This is a genomic window from Streptomyces fodineus (genome assembly GCF_001735805.1).
Lineage (GTDB): Bacteria > Actinomycetota > Actinomycetes > Streptomycetales > Streptomycetaceae > Streptomyces > Streptomyces fodineus.
This window is the reverse complement of the sequence record NZ_CP017248.1, coordinates 370,767-388,668: the sequence shown is the minus strand read 5'-3', so window position 1 is coordinate 388,668 and position 17,902 is coordinate 370,767. Positions and strand designations below refer to the sequence as shown.

Below are 17,902 nucleotides of genomic sequence, written 5' to 3'. Positions count from 1 at the left end.
GGAGGCGAGGACTGGGGCGTGGTGAGCGATGATGCGCCGGCGCCGCTCTCGCCGACAACCAGAGCGTGGTTCACAGGCGCGTCAGCCGCGCCCCCCAAGCACAGCGCGGCGCCTGGCAGGCCTTCGCCGCCGGCTGGCCACCGACCCGGTGCGGGTGGATCCGTCGGCGCGCTGCCGGGGTGCTGTATGTCTCGCTGCTGAAGGCGCTGGCGGTGGGCGTCGAGCGCAGCCTGCGGGCCCGCTGGCCGGCATCCGCCAGGCGGCCATTCCGGGGCCATCCGGCAGGTGGCCGTCCGGCAGGCCGCCGTCCGGCTCGGCCGGGCAGAGTCGGCCATCACGCTCGGCATGCGCACCGGCGACACGTCCGCCACCGGAGCGCAGCGCCTACCGACGCACCCCGCCGGACATCCTGATCACCACACCGGAGTCACTGTTCCTGCTGCTTGGTTCCCACGGCGCGCGAACCACTGCCAGGGGTACACGGGGGCCGGCACCAAGCGCGGCGCACATCCGGCTCCGTCACTTGCCCTGCTGGACGCGGAGCTTGGCGAACTTTGGTCGACGATCGTGCCCCGTATCAGGTGACGGGTGCTCAGCGATGGCTGGGCCCGCCGGTCAGTCGATGCCTTCGATGATGCGCAAGTCGCGCTCGACGCCGTCGGGGAGGGCCACCAGCGCCTTCTGGTATGCCTCGCTCTCGTATGCCGCGACGGCCTGTTCAAAGCTGTCGAACTCGATCAGAACGACGCGTTGCGTGATTCCGGCCTCGTGGGCGACGACTCGACCGCCACGGGACAGGACGCGCCCGCCCCCAGCCTGGACAGCCGGACGGGCCAGCTTGTCGTAGGCAGTCAGCCTCTCAGGGTCGGAAATGGCGGGGTAGACACTGACCCAGTAGCCCTTAGCCATGGAAACCTCCTGTGTTCGGCCGGACATGTCCGACTTCGAATTGACACTCAGATCGATCGATCCCGGCGACGGGTACCGCGGTCAGTTGAATCGTCATATGCGCAGGTTAGGGCTTGATATGCGGTCGGGGGAAAGACCGGTACGGGATAGACTCAGAACGGATCGTTATCAATCGGCAGGGAGGGCACGTGGCGCCGGATACGGTGAGCCTGCGGTACTTCCTGGTGCTGGCGAAGGAGTTGAACTTCACCCGCGCGGCCGCACGGATCGGTATCGCACAGCCCGCACTCAGCGCCCGGATGCGCCGATTGGAGGCGGAACTCGGTACGGCCCTGCTGGTCCGCAACACGCGTAGCGTCGTATTGACCACGGCCGGCGCGGCTTTGGCGGAGTCCGCGCCGCCCGCGCTGGCGGCGCTGGACCGGGCATGGGACACCGCCCGGAGCGCGGCGGCCGGTGAACTGGGCACGCTGCGCATCGGATACAGCCTCAGCGCCGGGGCCGAGACGACACCGGCCCTGGTGGACAGGCTGATTCGCGGCAACAGCGGACTCGAGGTCGGCGCGGTCCCGATGGCGACACCGGAGATCTCCCCCGCGGTCGCCGACGGCCGTATCGATGCCGGGATCACCCGCGGTGAACAGCCGGGCCGTGGCGTGCGCCGGTTCCTGCTGCGGCGTGAGCGCGTCGGGGTCCAGCTGGCGCAGCACCATCCGCTGGCCGAACACCCGGAGATCGAGATCGCCGACGCGGCCGCGTATCCGCTGCGACTCCCGGACCGTGCGGCCAACCCCGTGATCCACGATCAGCTGTCCGCACTGTTCCGAGACACCCGACCACACCCCCGATTCCACACGCCCGCAGTCTCTTTCGACATGTCTCAGCGCGACCTGCGCGACGGGGTCACCCTCGCCCCGGCCGGAGAAGCCGCGGTCACGGCACAACCGGCCGGTCTCACCTGGCGACCGCTGCGGGGCGCGCCCAGCCTGACGCTCCACCTGGTCCTCCCACGCGAGCAGTCGCCGCTACACCGCCGCATCCGTGCCGTCGCCAAAACCCTGGCGCACGAGCTGCACTGGCTGCCGGACTGACGCGCAAGAAGTCAAGCGAGACGGACGCCTGCGGTGGCGAGGCCGAAGACCTTGCGCCCGGCGGACTTCGCGGATGATGACGGCGGTCTTGCTGAATGTCCGACACGACCTCGCTACGCCAGCGGATCAGCATCCGATGATGGCCCGGGGTCCGGTCCGAGTCGTACACCGCGGCGACGTCCTCGCCCAGGCCGAGATCTCGGCGGATACCGCGCCTTCGCCGACGCCGAACCGGACAAGCACGGGTAGCCGGCGGGAATTGCCCGCCGTCAACGGCGTCCATGACAGTAGAGTTGGAGCGGCTGCGCTGCAATCGGCGGCGGCCATAAGGATGCCAGCCGCGGGCCGCGCCGTGGAGGGTGCACGGGTCGTAGTGGAGGCATGGGCGGAACCCTTCATCGCACCCACTCTTCGGGATGCTCCCAGCTCTTCTGAGACACCGAGGACACGGACGCCGTCCGATCCTGGAAGGTAAGGCGAAGGCCCCGGGGGTCAAGACGTCCCGGGGTCTCGCGGTGCACTTCGCCGACCTACGGGGAAAGCCCTCCGAGAATCATGGAACCCGTTGGATTTCGTTCGTCAAGGGGTCAAGCACACACGACGCTGCGTCGTCCTCCACGCAGGCCACTCGACATCGCGCGGGGAAGCTGACCGGGAATCTGCTGGAACTTTCCTGGGAGGGTCTGCATCTCTCTGTGCGGTGAGGCAGGAGCGATGACACGGGGTCCCGCAGGGATGTCCTCACCAGGGGGAAGTCTCATGGCACGGCGGACGCTGGCGGTCTGCTCTCTCAGCCTGGTGGTGCTGCTGGGTGCCGCTGGCTGCGGCAAGGACCACAGCACCGCCACCCAGCCGTCCAAGGGCTCTTCGGACGCTCATCCCGCCGCGTGCGGATCGGCCCAGCTGGGCTGGAAGATGACCCTTCTGCCGGGAAGGCCGCACAATACGCCGACGGCGATGCTCAGTGCGACACACAAGGGATCGAAGCCCTGCGCCTTCGACGGTTACCCGGGGCTCGAATTCTGGGTCGGCAAGGGACCGTCGGCCGACGCGAAGCCGAAGAAGTCCACGCCGGTCCATCTGGTACTGAAGCCGGGCCACAGCGTCGAGTTCCCGGTCTTCTACGACGCGGTCGGCTCGCCGTCCGCGAGCTGCGACCTCTTGGCGGAAAACGACCCTCGCATCTCCGTGACACCACCGCACCGCGCCCCGCAGGACTACGGCTCCCTCGTGCAGCTGACCGACGCGCAGGGCCACCATGTGCGGGCGCAGGTGTGCGGCCCCCACGACCCGCTGTTGGGCGCCCCCCAACTGCACTGAGCCACCACTGTTTAACGCGGTGCACGCGCACCTACGCTGCACCGGGGGGGCTGTGGTGCGCTGCGTGCATTGTCCTCGGGATCCTCGTGTCGCCGTCCGTCCTGCCTCGTTGGAGAACCTGAATCGCTCGACACGAATACGTCTCGGGGGCTGTCGTGGCGCTGAGTGCCGCGCTGCTGCTGGGCAACGCCGTAGCGGCACAGGCCGACACCGCGCCCCCGTACCCGGCACACCTACGCCGACCGTGTCGGGGCTCCCGCAGAGCACCAGCCCTGCTCCGAAGCCGGCCGCCACGCCCACACTCCCGTCCGGCCCTTCGGCCGAGCCGCCCACGGCGTTGCTCGGAGCGCGTCCTGGAGGGGGAGACTCCCGCGGTCTCCCAGCCGGGTCCGCCGGCGTTCGCCTCCCACTGGCCCTCCCAACGTCGTCGGGGTGGACCTTCGCGCGGTACGGACTTCCGTCGGTGTTGATCGCCTTGGGTGTCGGTATCGTCGTGCGGGCACCGGGCCGGCACATGGGTTGCAGGATCCTGGCAAGTGCATCCCTCGGTTCCGCGGTGGTGTGCTCCTAGCCTGGTGGGCGAGTTGATGCACCCTCAGTGAGGAGTGACCTGTCATGCACCGCCGCTCCCTGCTTCTCTCGGGACTGGGCGCCACCACGGCCGCCGCCACTGCCCTCACCGGGGCCGCGCCCGCGCCGAGTACCGACCGGACAGAGCAGAGCCGCGATCGCAAGGGCGGCGGCCTTTCCGCCGCGCAACACCGCCAACTGACCCTGCTGGTCCAGCAGTACCTCGCTGACCGGGCGGCCCGGGTGACCGCCGCCCGGCCGGCGCCGAACCAAGCCACGTCCCTCGCCCTCACCTCCGATCTGCTCCGCGACCACCGCAGTGATGTCGACCGCCTCGACGGCGTCCGCGACCAGACCGCCGCGTTGCACAGCGGGTACACCCGCGCCCGCACCACTGCCGAGCTCACCGATGTCACCGTGCACGGACGCACCGTCACTGCCCGAGCGGTGGAACACACCGCGCTGTACTTCGCCCGCATCGCGCCCGGCACCCCGGCAAGCACCCGCTACCGCAGCGCGCACCACGTGGTCTTCCACCAGAACAACGGCACCTGGGCGCTGGCGGGCTGCCGCTACCTGCCGACCAATGCGTACTCGCGCCCCCTGACTCAGTTCCCCGAGTCGATACCGGAGCCGATGCGCCCCCGGGTGGTACCGAACGCGGTCCCGCAGGCCGGTCGGCGCCCGGCCAAGGCCGATCCGTCCGGCCGGCGGCCCGCTGCCAAGCCCACGGACGGCGGCTACGACTACAGCGCCATGGTCTCCTACGCCGAGCAGTGGTGGTACGACCGCAACTTCCTCTCGTACCCGGTCTACGACGACGACTGCACCAACTTCATATCGCAGTGCCTCGTCACCGGCGGCTGGCTGACCGAGGGCTCCTGGCCGGACAATCCCCGCGACGACAACTCCTGCTGGTATTGCTACGGGTTCTTCTACAACACCTCCTACACCTGGGCCGGCGCCGAGAACTTCTTCGTCTACGCCACCCAGAACTCCAAGCGCACCACCGTGCTCGACGACGCCTATGACCTGTCGCCGTCGGACATCCTGCAGTACAACTTCTCCCACGCCCCCAACGACATCCAGCACACCCAGATCTGCACCGGCTGGAACGAATCACCATTGATGACCGAGCACACCGACGACTACGCCGACCGCCCCCTCTCCGAGATCCTGTCCGATCCCGCCAACGGCAGTGCGTGGCTCTACCCCCTACAGACCTGAGGGCCATCACACAGGCACACCGTCAGGAGGACGGCGTCCCCTTGGACTCCGGCGAGCCGGGCCGACACGGCGTCCGCCCCAGGTGCCGGTGAGGCCGCACCTGGGTACGGCCCGGGTACCCTTTGCTCCATGTCTGCGCGGCCCAGCCCCGAGGCCTCCCCGTCCCGTTCCGCCGGGCAGGAGCCGGACGCTGCCCGGCTGCTCACCGAAGCCATCACACAGTTGCATCGCGCGCTGCGCTCCTCGATCCAGACCGACTCCCCGCGGGGGACCCTCCCCATGGCCCAGGTCGAGCTGCTCCAGGTGCTGGGGGAGCAGTCTCCCGCGCACATCGGTGACCTGACCGCTCGTCGGCATCTGGCACCCAGCACGGTCAGTGGACTGATCAGCCGGATAATCGGCGCCGGGCTGGTCGCACGTGACGTCGACCCGGCCGACCATAGGTCCTCCGTCGTCACGCTCACCGATGCCGGCCGCGAGAGGCTCGCCGCCTGGACCAGGGATCACAAGGATCATATGGCTACCGCCTTCGCCGCCCTCGACGACCACGAGCGCGCGGTGATCGCGGAGGCGCTGCCCGTGCTCTTCCGGCTAGCCGAGCACCTCGACGAGCAGACGTATGGCACTGACCTGGGCTGAAAGTCACTTCCCGAACAGGGTCGGCGGCTTCCGCGCCGTAGCCGCATACCCGATGGCGCAGGTGCGCCTGCCCGGCACACAGGATGCGCAGGCGAAGGCTTCTCCCGCCGGCGCATTTCCACCGGGCGTGGCAGCGGACGGGCTGGTGCCTGGTCCTGGTTCGCCGGCGAGGGCTGTCGGCCGTGGATCTCCTCGAACGGTTCCTGCCGGGCGACCGGCCGGCGTGAGCTGTGGATCAGTCGGCGGTAGTGTGCCGCTGCCGGGTCTCCTCGGTCGGGCCGTATCCGCCTCCGCCAGGGGTGCGGATGACGAGCGTGTCCCCGGCGGCGAGGTCTGCCGTGTCGCAGCCACGCAGGGGCGTGGTAGTGCCGTCGGCACGTGCGATGAGGTTCTCGCCGAGGGCACCGGGATGCCCGCCGGCCATGCCGTAGGGCGGGATACGGCGGTGGCTCGAGACGACTGCGACGGTCATCGGTTCCAGGAAGCAGATGCGGCGTTCCACACCGCACCCGCCGTGCCAGCGGCCCGTGCCCCCGCTGCCTTCGCGGACACGGAAGTCCTCCACCCGTACTGGGTAGCGCCATTCCAGGATCTCGGGGTCGGTGAGGCGGGAGTTGGTCATGTGCGTCTGTACGGCGTCCGCGCCATCGAAGCCGTCGCCCGCGCCGGAGCCGGAGGCGACGGTCTCGTAGTACTGCACGTGGTCGTTGCCGAAGGAGAGGTTGTTCATGGTGCCGGAGCCCTCGGCCTGGGCGCCCAGCACGGCGTACAGGGCGCCGGTGACGGCCTGGGATGTCTCGACGTTGCCGGCGACGGTGGCGGCCGGGTGGACCGGGGCGAGCATGCAGCCACCGGGGATACGGACATCGAGGGGTTTCAGGCAGCCGCTGTTGAGGGGGATGTCGTCGGCGACCAGCGTGCGGAAGACGTACAGCACGGCCGCCATGACGACGGACGTGGGGGCGTTGGTGTTGCCGGGCTGCTGGGGTGAGGTTCCGGTGAAGTCCAATACGGCGCTGCGGGTTTCGTGGTCGACGCGCAGGGTGATCTGGATGATGGCGCCGTTGTCCGTTTCGTAGCGGTGCTCGCCGTCGTGGAGGGTGGCGATGATGCGGCGCACCGATTCCTCGGCGTTCTCCTGGACGTGCCGCATGTAGGCGTGGACGACGTCGAGCCCGAACTGGTCGATCATCGCGTGCAGTTCGCGGATGCCCTTGTTGTTGGCGGCGATCTGGGCGCGCAGGTCGGCGAGATTGGTGTCCGGGTCGCGTGAGGGGTAGCGGGCTCCCGCCAGGAGGTTGCGGGTTTCGGTCTCTCGGACGTGACCGTCGCGCACGAGCAGCCAGTTGTCGAACAGGACGCCCTCTTCGTCGATGGTGGTACTGAAGGCCGGCATGGAGCCGGGGCTGATGCCTCCGATCTCGGCGTGGTGGCCGCGCGAGGCGACGAGGAAGAGCAGATGTTCGCCCGGCTCGTCGAAGACCGGGGTGACGACGGTGATGTCGGGCAGGTGGGTGCCACCGTGGTAGGGGTCGTTGATGGCGTACACGTCGCCGGGCCGCAGTGTGCCGGCGTTGCGGCGCAGCACCTCCTTGATGGATTCGCCCATCGATCCCAGATGGACGGGAATGTGGGGCGCGTTGGCGATGAGGTTGCCCTCCGGGTCGAACAGGGCGCAGGAGAAATCGAGGCGTTCCTTGATGTTGACGGAGTGGGCGGTGCTCTGCAGCCGGACGCCCATCTGCTCGGCGACGGACATGAAGAGATTGTTGAAGACCTCAAGCATCACCGGGTCGACGCTGGTGCCGACGGCGATGCGGCACGGGCGGGGCCTGGAGCGGGCCAGGACGAGGTCACCGTGCGCGTCGGCGGTGGCCCTCCAGTCGGGGTCGACGACGGTGGTCGCGTCCGGTTCGGCGATGATCGCCGGGCCCTCGATGATGTCGCCGGGGCGGAGGTCTTCGCGGCGGAACAGGCGGGTGGGCTGCCGACGGCCCCGCGTGAACATCTCTACCGTGGTGGCCGGGCGCAGCAAGCCGTGCCGCGAGGGCGGGGCGGTCGGCGTGCCGGTGGTGGGAGGGCCGGAGGAACCGGTTGCCTCGATGGCGACGGCCTCGACGACCAGTGGCTTGTCCATGGTGAAGCCGTAGCGCTCCCGATGGTCGCGCTCGAACGCGGCCCGCATCCGCTCGGCGGTCTCCAGCGCGCAGGGCAGGGAGAAGTCGGTGCCTGCGTAGCGCAGCAGTGCGCGGGCGGTGGCGCGCACCGTCTCCTGCGGCACTCCGTCCTCGCGCAGCTGTGCGCGGGCCTGTTCCTCCAGTTCGGCGCGCACGGCCTTGATGTGCGCGGCCGTCTCGGGCGCGTCGAGTGGGGCCTCGATGGAGCGTTCGCGCAGTGCGGCCGCGTCGGCCATGCCGATCCCGTACGCGGACAGCACCCCCGCCAGCGGCGGGATCAGGACGGTGTCGATACCGAGCCGGTCGGCGACCGCACACGCTACCTGGCCGCCCGCACCGCCGAAGCTGACCAGCGTGTAGCGGGTGATGTCCCGGCCGCGCTGGACGGAGATCTTCTTGACGGCACCCGCGATGTTGAGGACGGCGATGTCGAGGAAGCCCGCGGCGACCTCCTCCGGACTGCGGGGCTCACCGGTTGCGGTGGCGGTCTGCCCGGCGAGGTCGGCGAAGCGGGCGCGGACCGCTTCGCCGTCCAGTGTCCGGTCGCCCGTCTTGCCGAACACCCGGGGGAAGAAGGCGGGCTGGATACGGCCGAGCATCACGTTGGCGTCGGTGACGGTCAGCGGCCCACCCCGCCGGTAGCAGACCGGGCCGGGGTCGGCGCCGGCCGAGTCCGGCCCGACGCGGTAGCGCATTCCGTCGAAGTGCAGGATCGAGCCGCCACCCGCGGCGACGGTGTGGATGTCGGTCATCGGCGCGGTCATCCGCACCCCGGCCACCTGCGTGCCCAGCACCCGCTCGATCTCGCCCGCGAAGTGGGAGACGTCGGTGGAGGTGCCGCCCATGTCGAACCCGATCGCCCTGCCACAACCGGCCCGGGTCGCGGCCCGCGCCATGCCGACGACACCGCCGGCCGGGCCGGAGAGCACGGCGTCCTTGCCCCGGAAATGCCCGGCTTCGCGCAGGCCGCCCCCGGACTGCATGAACATCAGCCGCACGCCGCGCAGTTCACCGCTCACCTGGTCGACGTAACGGCGCAGGATGGGCGAGAGGTAGGCGTCCACCACCGTGGTATCACCGCGCGGCACCAGTTTGATCAGCGGGCTGACCTCGTGCGAGCAGCTCACCTGCGAGAAGCCGATCGTGCGGGCAACCTCGGCGACGGCGGACTCATGGCCCGGGTGGCGGTAGCCGTGCAGGAAGACGACCGCGGCGCTGCGGAATCCCTCCTCGTACGCCGCCCGCAGAGCCTCGCGGGCGGCGTCCAGGTCGAGCGGGCGGATCGGCTCGCCGTGCGCGCCGATCCGCTCCTCCACCTCGATCACCCGGTCGTACAGGGCCCGCGGGAGCAAGATGCGGCGGTCGAAGATGCGCGGCCGGTTCTGGTAGGCGATACGCAGGGCGTCCCTGAAGCCCCGGGTGGTGACCAGGACGGTCGGCTCCCCGGTGTGGGTCAGCAGCGCGTTGGTGGCGACGGTGGTGCCCATCTTCACCACCTCGATCCGGTCCGCCGGGATCGGCTCGTCCGGCTCCAGCCGCAGCACCTGTCGGATCCCGGCGACCACCGCGTCCCGGTACGTCTCCGGGCGCTCGGACAGCAGCTTGCGGCTGACCACGCCGGATTCCGGCGTCACCGCCACGACATCGGTGAAAGTGCCGCCTCGGTCGATCCAGAACTGCCAGCGACCGGCCACGCACCCATTATGCGACCGCCCGGCCTCGCACGAAGGACGACGCCGCAGGGGCCGCGAGGCACGTGCCAGCGCTGCCGTCGCACAAGCCTCACGGGAGACCTACCAGGCACACGTGAAGGTCACCGCACGCGCTGGCTTCTGGCCGCCGCCGTGTCGCGCATGCATGTCGCCCGGCGTGGACGGTCAGAGCCGGCCTGCCACGAAGTCGGCGACGTGAGCGCCGAGTTGTTGGCCCGCGCGGTTGTCGAGGGAGGTGTGCTGGCCGGACCAGATCCGGCTGAGCCACGCTTCGGTGGCGGCGTCCTGGAAGCCGGCGAAGGTTCGGGTGATGCCCTTCGACGTCACCGCGAGATGATGCCGCGCACCGTAGAACCCGGCGAGCGTCGTTGCCGCCGCCTGGCTGAGGGCGGCGTGAGCGCTGGGGTAGGACGGATCCGGGGCGGTCGTCAGCAGGGGCGTCCAGTGGGTATCGCCGACGATGCGCGTGTTGTAGTGCGTACCGCCGAGTCGTATGGCGGTCACCGGCCGCCATACGCGGTAGGCGTACTTGGCGTCGTACATCGCGATCGCGGTGTCGGCGAGGGACAGGTCGAGCCGGGCGAAGACCTTCACCGCCTTCTCCAGGCTGGCGTTCTGGGAGGTGACGAGGTTCTGCGTGATCTCGTTCCAGACGTTCCAGACGGGCGTCGCCGCCCAGAACTTCGCGGCCGTGGTCTGATCGGGGGTACGGGTCGTACTGGTCCTGCTCCCCAGACTCTTGACCTGGTTCAAGGCGGTGGCGTACTCGGCGCTGCTGACGGCGGGCGGCGCCGCGGGGCGGAACTGGCGCCCGGCGGCCGGCACGAACGGCTTGACCGAGCCCCAGTTGGTGAAGACGGGGGCCGGGAAGTCGGGAGGGGTGGGCCGGTAGTCACCGGCCTTGTCGCCGGGACGGAACCTGAGCGGCTTTGCCGAGGATCCGTCGTGGGAGCGGAGGCTGATCAGTCGGCGGGCGACCGCGGCTCCCACAGCTATTCCCGCCTGCTTGCCCGCGCCGCCCGGAATCGCGGACAACTGGCCGTTCAGCCTCTGGTCCACGGCTGCCTGCTTGGCCGGGTACAGGGCGACCAGCACATCATGGGCTGCCTGGTCCGCTGCGGCATCCGTACGAGCGCCTCGCGGCGCCGGCACCGAGAACGTGTAGGCGGGGCCGGCCCGGGTGATCGACACCACCGCGTCGTACTCGGCCGCCTGGAGGAGCGCGAAACTGCGCGTGGGCTGGACGGTGGCCGACTGCGCCTTCGGATCGCTGAGGATGGTGATGAGCGCGCGGTTCCATTCCACGACCGACGCCCCCGACCCCGTCGCCCCGGTGGGCGGGGCCGCCGAGTGAGCGGTGCCGGCCCCGAAGGCGGGGCTGGTGAGTCCGGCTGCCAACGCGGTTCCGGTCAGTATGGCGAGCGTCTTCTGCTTTCCACCCATGTTCTGCGGCTCCCTGTCGCCGGCGGCGGCTGTGGCGGCCGCGGTCGTACACCTCGCCCATGCGGGCCACGGCGGACCACCCGGTCAACGGACACCGAGGACCGAACGGGGAGTCTGCGGCGCGTGCCACGAAGAAGCACCCCGGACATCCGCTCCGGCGCGGGACGGGGATCGCGGAGCCGGTTCCTCACCCCCGCCAACACTGCGGAGGGCCGACCGGGCGGGCATGGTCCTGCGACCCGATCACCTCTTCACGTCATCGAGGTGGCTTGCCAGATACAGCGTGCAGGGACCCGATCCACGCCGCAACTCCGGCATCGTGGTGACAGGCCCGAGTCCGTTACGGCGACACCGCGCGCGGAGCTGCCACAAGAACGCGGATCAACTGGCCTGCACTTCAAGCGTGCAGGTCTCGCCGGGCGCCATGGTCACGGCGCGGTCGGCCGGCACCACGCGGATCGGTGACTCCTCGGCATCAGGCACGCTGATCTCCAGCTGCCCGCTCCGGCGGCGTACGCCGACGCCCCCCAGTGACCGCTCTGCGGGAGAGAACAGGTAGCCGAGCATGAGGACGTCGGCCTGCTGGGACGCCTTGTACCGCCCCCGACTCGGCCTGCGTCCAGGACCGGAAGCCGACGAACCCCAGTGCGGCGGAACGTCCGATAGGCCACCTGGAGATCGTCTACGGCCTCGACCGTGACGACATGTGGCGACATGACCGCGTCCACCGGGACCCTCGAGTCCAGCCCGCCCCCAGCCCGCGCACGGCGAGGTCGCGGTCGGTGACCATGCCCTGCGGCGCCCCGGCCTCGACCACGAGGACGGACCCGACGGCGCACTCGGACATCCTCGGGTCACCTCGACCAGGGGGACATGGGGTCCGACGCACACCGGAGGAGCGGTCATCATCTCGGAGACCTTCATACGACTCCTCCTCGCCGGCCGATGGGTGCGCTGGGTGCCGGGTCCGCGTCAGAGGACGTGGAGCAGATCGGCCACCGGCCGCCGTGGGCTCGCGGGGCCTTCGGGGCCGTAGCCGAGCCGGATCACCATCTGGACGTGCGCCATCGCCGAGACGGGGTCGCGGACGGCCCACCGGATCTCCGGCCACTCCAGAGGCTGGGAGGTGACCGAGGCGACCAGCCCGTCCGCGGTGGCCCGGAGCAGGACTCGCTCCAGTGCCTGACCGGCCGTGAGCCAGTCGGCAGGATCGTCGCGGGCCGTACCCAGCAGGGCGATGTGCGGGTTCTTCTCGAAGGGCGCCCAGCCACGCCCGGGCACCGGACGGCCGACGGCGAAGTCGCGCACCGGTGCTGAGGTACCACGCTGCCGGGGGCCGAACGCCTCGCCGGGGATGCCATCGGCCGCCCCAGCGGCATGCGGCAGCTCTGTGTGCGTCCAGCGCGCCGTTTCCTCGCGCACGTCCGGGTCGAGCGCCTCGCTTTCCTCCGCGTCCCGCACCAGTTCCAGGATCGACTGCGCATGCCATGCCCCGGGGAACAACAGCTGCGCTCCCTCGTCGCGGGCCGCTTCGGACAGTTTCTCCCGCACGGCGGCGGGGATTCCCTCGTCGCGGAAGGGAAGGCGGCTGGAGTGACGGCGGCGGATCGCAGGACCCAGCTGGGCGAGCGCCCCGTCGGGCGGCCCGGTGCCGCACAGCTGCACCTCGGCGAGGAACTCCGGGTAGGCGGGGTCGGGCAGCAGCCGGACGACCGGCGCCAGCCCCGCCGCCGCGGCGGCCACCCGCAGGTTGAGCAGCGCGGCGCCGCACCCGATGTGCAGGCCTCGATTCTCCGGGTCGGTTCGCGGCAGGGCGCGCTCCGGGTCGGCGAACAAGCGCAGGACGCCGATCTGCCGCAGGTAACCGAACGCCCAGGGCTGGGCGTTGTGCAGCGAGGGCGCCGCGGCGGCATCCGCCACGAGCGCGGTCACGGCGTTCACATCCGGAGGTTCTGCAGTCACGGTGGCTCTCCTTCCTGCCGGTCCGGCGGCTCACCCACGTGTCGGGACCGCGATGACAGGGCAGCCGGCGTGGTGCAGCACACCTTGGCTGACCGAGCCCAGCAGCATGCCGGTGAAGCCTCCACGGCCTCGGGTCCCCACCACCAGCCCCAGCGCATGTGCCGAGGCATCGGCGAGCACCTGGACCGGGTGCCCTACAAGGACTTCGTGGCGCAGGTCCACCTCGGGGTAGCAGGCGTGGCGGCCTGCCACGATCTCGGAGAGCAGCCGTCGGCACTCCTGCTGCGGCTCGTGCTCGTCGAAGATCCTGAGCGGACCGGGCTCCCACACGAGCAGGGCCCGCAGCTCGGCACCGCGCAGAGCCGCTTCCTCGAACGCCACGTCGACCGCGGCACCGGAGTGCTCGCCGCCGTCGACGCCGACGACGAAGTACGCGGGCTCCTCGGTGATGTGTTCCGGCTCGGGGACCACCACCAGGGGACAGCGCGTATGTGCCATGACGGGCAGCGCGACCGACGCGGAGCCGAACACGTCCTGTTTCCGGCTCAGGTGCCGCGATCCCAGCACGACGGCGGTGGCGTCGCGACTCTGCTCACGCAGCACCCACACCGGGTCGCCCTCCGCGAGCAGAGACTCCACCTCGAGTTGCGGGCGCCGGGCCGACACGAAGTCCGTGGCCTCCTCCAGCACCTGCTGCCCGGCCTTGTGCAGCGCCTCGTTCCAACCCTCCCACGAGGGCGGGACCTCCCGCCCCCGGTAGCCCCTGGTGGGGACGCCCTCGACATGGACGGCACGCAACGGCAGCCGACGGCGGGCGGCCTCGTCGGCGGCCCAGGCCAGTGCCATCCGATGAGCGGGATCAGGATCGACGCCCACCACGATCGGTCGACGCTCAGCGGGCCGGGACACGGCCGCCTCCAGCCACCAAGTGCCGGATGTACGCATCCGGACCCGGGAAGTACAAGGTCACCCGCCCGTTGCCGGCCCAGCGCACGTCGGAGGGCGGACTGGCGCCCTGATGATCGAGACCGACGATCTCGCCGTCCCGTGCGACGACCCCGGCCGTGGTCCCGCGTACGACGATCTCGGTGCCCACGTTGGCGCGCATGGATGCGCCGGTCGCCTCGGGGCGGGGGCCGGTCTCGGGTGCGGCCTGGTCATGGTTCTTCACCGGTGCGGGAGCGGACATCGCCCTGGCCTCCTCCCTGCGGTGGCGCGGAAAGGATGCGGTCGCCGATTCCATGGAAGGCTCTGGCAGAGTCGGCCCGCCAGGTGCCATTGGTCCCCACGAGGGGCCTGCCGACCCTTCGTGGGAACGAGGCCGGTCAGTGTCCGGAGACTGAGAGCGTGGCGGAGCGGGGGCGTGCTGATTCGGGCAGGCCGACGATGTCCGCACGGAATCGCCTGCGCGCGTCCTGCCAGTCGTCCGGGGACCCTATGCGACGCCCGCCCCGCAGGACCGTGCGCAGCAGCGGCTGTGCGGACTCCGGTGGTTCCTCGGCCGCCAGGGCGACGACGTCCGGCTGTCCGGGTCGGCGGAAGACCTGCTTGCGGGCCGGGGCCGTGACTTTCGCCGAGGACAGCAGGGCGCGCGACCGGCGCGAGAATGCGTCGAGGTCTCCGCCGTCCAGGCGGATCGCGCAGCTGGGGCCGCGCCCGAGTGTCCTCCCGTACGTAGGACATGACCATGGCCATGGTCAGACCGCACACATGTGGGAGAAAAGGGACTTCAGGGCATCCGCCATGGGCTGTTCGGCCTCAGCACCCGGGGACCGGGGGCGCTGCACTGGAAGTGCCGGCAGACGCGACGACCGCCGAGGAGGTACGGCGATGGCCACACTGGCACGGAAGCAGAGGTTCCCGTTCCCGGACATGCAGGACTGGTTCGAGGCCATCCCCAGCAAGTTCTCGATGCCTGCTCTGCGTATCGAGGACTATACGGAGGGTGACCGATACGTCATGCGCGCCGAGCTTCCCGGCATTGCTGCCGAGGACATCGACGTCGTCATCAGTGACGGTGTACTGACGGTCGAGGCCGAACGCACCGAACGGGACATCGACAAGAACCACAACGAGATCCGGTACGGCGCGGTGAGCCGCAGTGTGACGCTGCCGCCCGGCGCCGACGAGGACGACGTCCAGGCCGACTACACCGACGGCATGCTCACCGTCAGCGTGGGTCTGGGCGCCGAGAAGGCGGAGGCGAAGCACATCGAGATCCGGCACGGCGACTGACATCGCTGACGGTGTTCGGCGGGCCCCGGACGGGCCCGCCGTCGGCATGCCGTGACCAGGGTGTCCGGGGCGGTGCGGGCGGCGGCCCATCGCCGTCGTACGGCTTCTTCGCGTTCGGTCTTCTCCAACGCCAGCTCGCCTGCGGCCAGTTCATCCCGCATCCGGGGAACCCGGTTTCGGCGCCGGGCGCGGACCGGCTGCCGCGTTCGTTCGGCTTCGGCGGCCAGCAGTTCCGCGGCTGTCCGGTGGACGGCGGGGTCCGCCTCCGTCCGGCTATCGCGCTGCGGGGTCGTGAGCGAGGTCGAACTCCACGTCAACCACCCCTTCGACCGACCTGACCAGCCGCGCGGCCACAGGGACGAGGGCGGCGTCACGGATCCGGCCGGTGAGCGTCACGACACCGTCGTTCACCTCCACATGGACGGCCGACGACGGCGGAGGGAAGAGGTACGAGGCGATCTCGCGCCGCACCTCCTCGGCGATGTCCTCGTCATCGCGCAGGAAGACCTTGAGCAGGTCGGCCCGGCTGACGACACCCGCCAGCAGACCGGCGTCGTCCACTACGGGCAGCCTCTTGACGCCCTCTCGGGCCATGGTGCGCGCGGCCTCGGCGAGGGTGGCGTCCGCTCTGACCGTGACGGCGGGCGAGGACATGAGGTCGCCCGCGGTGAGGGCGCCGGCCTTCGCGATGTCGACGGGCTGCCGCAGCTGGAGATAGCCCACATCAGGGTCGTCCCGGAGCTCTTCCTTGGGCAGCAGGTCGGCCTCGGAGACCACGCCCACCACCCGGCCCTCGCCCTCCAGCACGGGCAGGGCGCTGACCTGCCAGTCCTGCATCAGCTGGACGATCTCCTTGAAGGGAGCGCGCCGCCCCACGGCCGCGACCGTCTGGGTCATGACATCGCTGACGATGTCGGGAGTGCCGTACATGGTGACTCCGTAAGGGCCTCGATGGGGTGTCCGGCTCCTTCCAGGGTGTGCCCGGAGGGCGTGAGCGGTCCATGGGCCGCCCGGCCCCTCGGACGACCGTCCGGCGCGCCTCGGCGACCGTCCGGCGCCTCGGCGTCCAGGGGTCGGTCGGTCCCGGTTGGGGGCCGTGTGGCCCCTGACCCCACGCACCGCCGTCGCTCCACGCTGATGACGAAACGTGCACCCCCGGGAGGCGGAGACCATGTCCCGAACCGTCACGGTAGGTCTCGACGACTCGCCCGAGAGCCGGGCCGCGGCCGAGTGGGCGGCCCGCGAAGCGCTGCTGCGTGGCCTCCCCCTGAAGATCGTGCACGTCTGTGAGCCGGTGCCCAGGCGCGTGGCCGAGACCCCGCTGTTCGACCCCGACGCCTACCGGCGCTGGGCCGAGGCGATGGCACACGAGTCCGCGGACGGCATCCGGCTGCGCCACCCCGGCATCGCGGTGACCACCGAGCAGCTCACGGGGACCGTGGCCGACGTCCTGTGCGAGGCGGCGGGCTTCGCCGAACTGCTGGTGCTGGGCTCGCGGGGCCTCGGCGGGCTCAGCGCGTTCATGGTCGGCTCGGTGAGTCTCGGCGTCGTGACCCGCGCCGAGCGTCCGGTGGTGCTGGTGCGCGCGGGGGAGCAAGCCGCTGACGAGCACAAGATGGATCCGGCGGGCGTGCCGTCCGCCGCCGCGCCCTTCCGGCCCGTCGTGCTCGGTCTCGACATCGACCACCCGGACGACACGCTGCTGGAGTTCGCCTTCGACGCCGCCGCCCGCAGGCAAGCCCCTCTGCGGGCCGTCCACGCCTGGCCCGAGCCGCCGACCTCCTTCTACCGCTTCTCCGGCGACGCCGAACTCTACGACTCGCTGGAGCGCGGTCAGGTCACCCTCCTGAGCAAGGTGCTGCGTCCCTGGCGGCAGAAGTTCCCGGACACCGAGGTCATCGAGGCGAGCCGGTGCGGAAGTGCCGCGCAGGTCCTCGTCGACGATTCCCGTGACGCCTCCCTGGTGGTCGTCGGCCGGCACATCCGCACCGGTTCGTTCGGTGCCCACATCGGCCATGTCACTCACGCCGCCCTGCACCACATCGCCGCCCCCGTTGCGGTCGTTGCGCACAGCTGACCCGCGAGGGCACTTCGGTGGCCCTCACGTGTTGCTTGGAGAGCCGGGGTACGGGCTGGTACGGGGGGAGGCGCGGCGCTCTGGCGACGTAGCGGCCTGACCGGGGTACTCCTCGGCTCGGTCGGTGTCACTGTGGCAGGGCACGCACACCGTCCGGTGATCGTGCTGCGCGGTAGCCACGACAACCAGGCCGGCTCTGGGACACGGAGGCGCTCCTGCGCGGGGTCCCGCTCGCAGCCGTGCGGGCCTGGCGCCGGCCTCTGCGGCTTGCAGGCACAACGGCGTATGGCCGAGGGCTACGCGCGCGACGCCCTGCTGGTCGTGTCCCGTGAGGCCGACCTGCTCGTCGTCCAGGGCCGTTTCGGGCTCCAACTGGGGCGTGTCACCCACGGCGTGCTCCACCACGCGGACTCCCCGGTGGCGGTCGTACTTCAGCTCGCCTGAGCCCCGCACGTGCGGCGGCCGACGCACACTCGCACTTCCGCGGTGCGATAGGGCGACATGAGGTGTCCGGACTGGCTTCTAGTGTGATGCGCCTGA

At 70.6% G+C, this 17,902-nt stretch carries 15 protein-coding genes and 2 pseudogenes; 8 read left to right on the top strand and 9 right to left on the bottom strand.

Annotated elements, in window-relative coordinates; genetic code table 11:
- Positions 1–18 precede the first annotated feature (18 nt).
- Positions 19–537 (top strand): annotated as a pseudogene (locus BFF78_RS49990) (DEAD/DEAH box helicase); the annotation flags it as partial.
- A gap of 78 nt (positions 538–615) precedes the next feature.
- Here BFF78_RS49990 and BFF78_RS01685 read toward each other — a convergent pair.
- The gene (locus tag BFF78_RS01685; RefSeq protein ID WP_069776616.1) at positions 616–909 is read right to left on the bottom strand and encodes a DUF1330 domain-containing protein; all 294 of its coding nucleotides are present in this window, start codon (positions 907–909) and stop codon (positions 616–618) included.
- A 188-nt stretch (positions 910–1,097) separates the two neighbouring features.
- On the opposite strand from BFF78_RS01685, the gene BFF78_RS01680 reads away from it, so the two are divergent.
- From BFF78_RS01680 to BFF78_RS01665, 4 genes are all read left to right on the top strand, one after another.
- Entirely contained in the window at positions 1,098–2,000 is a 903-nt protein-coding gene (locus BFF78_RS01680) for a LysR family transcriptional regulator (RefSeq protein ID WP_069776615.1), read from the top strand.
- Positions 2,001–2,759: 759 nt separating this feature from the next.
- Entirely contained in the window at positions 2,760–3,320 is a 561-nt protein-coding gene (locus tag BFF78_RS01675) for a DUF4232 domain-containing protein (RefSeq protein WP_069776614.1), read from the top strand.
- A gap of 615 nt (positions 3,321–3,935) precedes the next feature.
- Entirely contained in the window at positions 3,936–5,117 is a 1,182-nt protein-coding gene (locus tag BFF78_RS01670) for an amidase domain-containing protein (protein ID WP_069776613.1), read from the top strand.
- A gap of 129 nt (positions 5,118–5,246) precedes the next feature.
- Positions 5,247–5,756: a MarR family winged helix-turn-helix transcriptional regulator gene (locus BFF78_RS01665; RefSeq protein WP_069776612.1), complete on the top strand. Its 510-nt coding sequence runs from the start codon at positions 5,247–5,249 to the stop codon at positions 5,754–5,756.
- Positions 5,757–5,991: 235 nt separating this feature from the next.
- On the opposite strand, the gene BFF78_RS01660 is transcribed toward BFF78_RS01665, so the two are convergent.
- The 7 genes and pseudogenes from BFF78_RS01660 to BFF78_RS01635 all read right to left on the bottom strand — a co-directional run bounded on the left by BFF78_RS01660 (position 5,992) and on the right by BFF78_RS01635 (position 14,239).
- Positions 5,992–9,627, bottom strand: coding sequence for a hydantoinase B/oxoprolinase family protein (locus tag BFF78_RS01660; RefSeq protein WP_069776611.1), 3,636 nt, complete (start codon positions 9,625–9,627; stop codon positions 5,992–5,994).
- A gap of 183 nt (positions 9,628–9,810) precedes the next feature.
- A complete protein-coding gene (locus BFF78_RS01655) occupies positions 9,811–11,088 on the bottom strand; it encodes a vanadium-dependent haloperoxidase (RefSeq protein ID WP_069776610.1) in 1,278 nt (425 codons plus the stop codon).
- 381 nt (positions 11,089–11,469) lie between these two features.
- On the bottom strand, positions 11,470–11,655 hold the full coding sequence (locus tag BFF78_RS42465) for a hypothetical protein (RefSeq protein ID WP_079161097.1): 186 nt from the start codon (positions 11,653–11,655) through the stop codon (positions 11,470–11,472).
- A gap of 98 nt (positions 11,656–11,753) precedes the next feature.
- Positions 11,754–11,804, bottom strand: a pseudogene (locus BFF78_RS49625) (hypothetical protein); the annotation flags it as partial.
- 256 nt (positions 11,805–12,060) lie between these two features.
- Positions 12,061–13,050 (bottom strand): Acg family FMN-binding oxidoreductase, encoded by a 990-nt coding sequence (locus BFF78_RS01645; RefSeq protein ID WP_069776609.1) that lies wholly within the window; start codon positions 13,048–13,050, stop codon positions 12,061–12,063.
- Positions 13,051–13,080: 30 nt separating this feature from the next.
- Complete coding sequence (locus BFF78_RS42460; protein WP_079161096.1) at positions 13,081–13,995, bottom strand: universal stress protein; 915 nt, start codon at positions 13,993–13,995, stop codon at positions 13,081–13,083.
- Positions 13,943–14,239, bottom strand: a complete 297-nt coding sequence (locus BFF78_RS01635; protein ID WP_069776608.1) for a DUF1918 domain-containing protein — start codon at positions 14,237–14,239, stop codon at positions 13,943–13,945. The genes BFF78_RS42460 and BFF78_RS01635 overlap by 53 nt, the downstream gene beginning before the upstream one ends.
- A 641-nt stretch (positions 14,240–14,880) precedes the next feature.
- Between BFF78_RS01635 and BFF78_RS01630 the strand changes: the two genes are divergently transcribed.
- Complete coding sequence (locus BFF78_RS01630) at positions 14,881–15,285, top strand: Hsp20/alpha crystallin family protein (RefSeq protein WP_069776607.1); 405 nt, start codon at positions 14,881–14,883, stop codon at positions 15,283–15,285.
- Positions 15,286–15,558: 273 nt separating this feature from the next.
- Here BFF78_RS01630 and BFF78_RS01625 read toward each other — a convergent pair whose 3' ends face one another.
- A complete protein-coding gene (locus BFF78_RS01625) occupies positions 15,559–16,215 on the bottom strand; it encodes a CBS domain-containing protein (RefSeq protein WP_069776606.1) in 657 nt (218 codons plus the stop codon).
- A 241-nt stretch (positions 16,216–16,456) separates the two neighbouring features.
- Here BFF78_RS01625 and BFF78_RS01620 point away from each other — a divergent pair, with 241 nt between their 5' ends.
- Both BFF78_RS01620 and BFF78_RS45945 read left to right on the top strand, forming a co-directional pair.
- Positions 16,457–17,362 (top strand): universal stress protein, encoded by a 906-nt coding sequence (locus BFF78_RS01620; RefSeq protein ID WP_069783302.1) that lies wholly within the window; start codon positions 16,457–16,459, stop codon positions 17,360–17,362.
- 267 nt (positions 17,363–17,629) lie between these two features.
- Entirely contained in the window at positions 17,630–17,806 is a 177-nt protein-coding gene (locus tag BFF78_RS45945) for an adenine nucleotide alpha hydrolase family protein (protein ID WP_159032926.1), read from the top strand.
- Positions 17,807–17,902 lie beyond the last annotated feature (96 nt).

Bases quoted from the DNA above. Each gene is read 5' to 3' on its own strand.
- BFF78_RS01685 (WP_069776616.1), bottom strand. From the start codon at position 909: ATGGCTAAGGGCTACTGGGTCAGTGTCTACCCCGCCATTTCCGACCCT.
- BFF78_RS01675 (WP_069776614.1), top strand. From the start codon at position 2,760: ATGGCACGGCGGACGCTGGCGGTCTGCTCTCTCAGCCTGGTGGTGCTG.
- BFF78_RS01670 (WP_069776613.1), top strand. From the start codon at position 3,936: ATGCACCGCCGCTCCCTGCTTCTCTCGGGACTGGGCGCCACCACGGCC.
- BFF78_RS01665 (WP_069776612.1), top strand. From the start codon at position 5,247: ATGTCTGCGCGGCCCAGCCCCGAGGCCTCCCCGTCCCGTTCCGCCGGG.
- BFF78_RS01655 (WP_069776610.1), bottom strand. From the start codon at position 11,088: ATGGGTGGAAAGCAGAAGACGCTCGCCATACTGACCGGAACCGCGTTG.
- BFF78_RS42465 (WP_079161097.1), bottom strand. From the start codon at position 11,655: ATGCTCGGCTACCTGTTCTCTCCCGCAGAGCGGTCACTGGGGGGCGTC.
- BFF78_RS42460 (WP_079161096.1), bottom strand. From the start codon at position 13,995: ATGCGTACATCCGGCACTTGGTGGCTGGAGGCGGCCGTGTCCCGGCCC.
- BFF78_RS01635 (WP_069776608.1), bottom strand. From the start codon at position 14,239: ATGTCCGCTCCCGCACCGGTGAAGAACCATGACCAGGCCGCACCCGAG.
- BFF78_RS01630 (WP_069776607.1), top strand. From the start codon at position 14,881: ATGGCCACACTGGCACGGAAGCAGAGGTTCCCGTTCCCGGACATGCAG.
- BFF78_RS01625 (WP_069776606.1), bottom strand. From the start codon at position 16,215: ATGTACGGCACTCCCGACATCGTCAGCGATGTCATGACCCAGACGGTC.
- BFF78_RS01620 (WP_069783302.1), top strand. From the start codon at position 16,457: ATGTCCCGAACCGTCACGGTAGGTCTCGACGACTCGCCCGAGAGCCGG.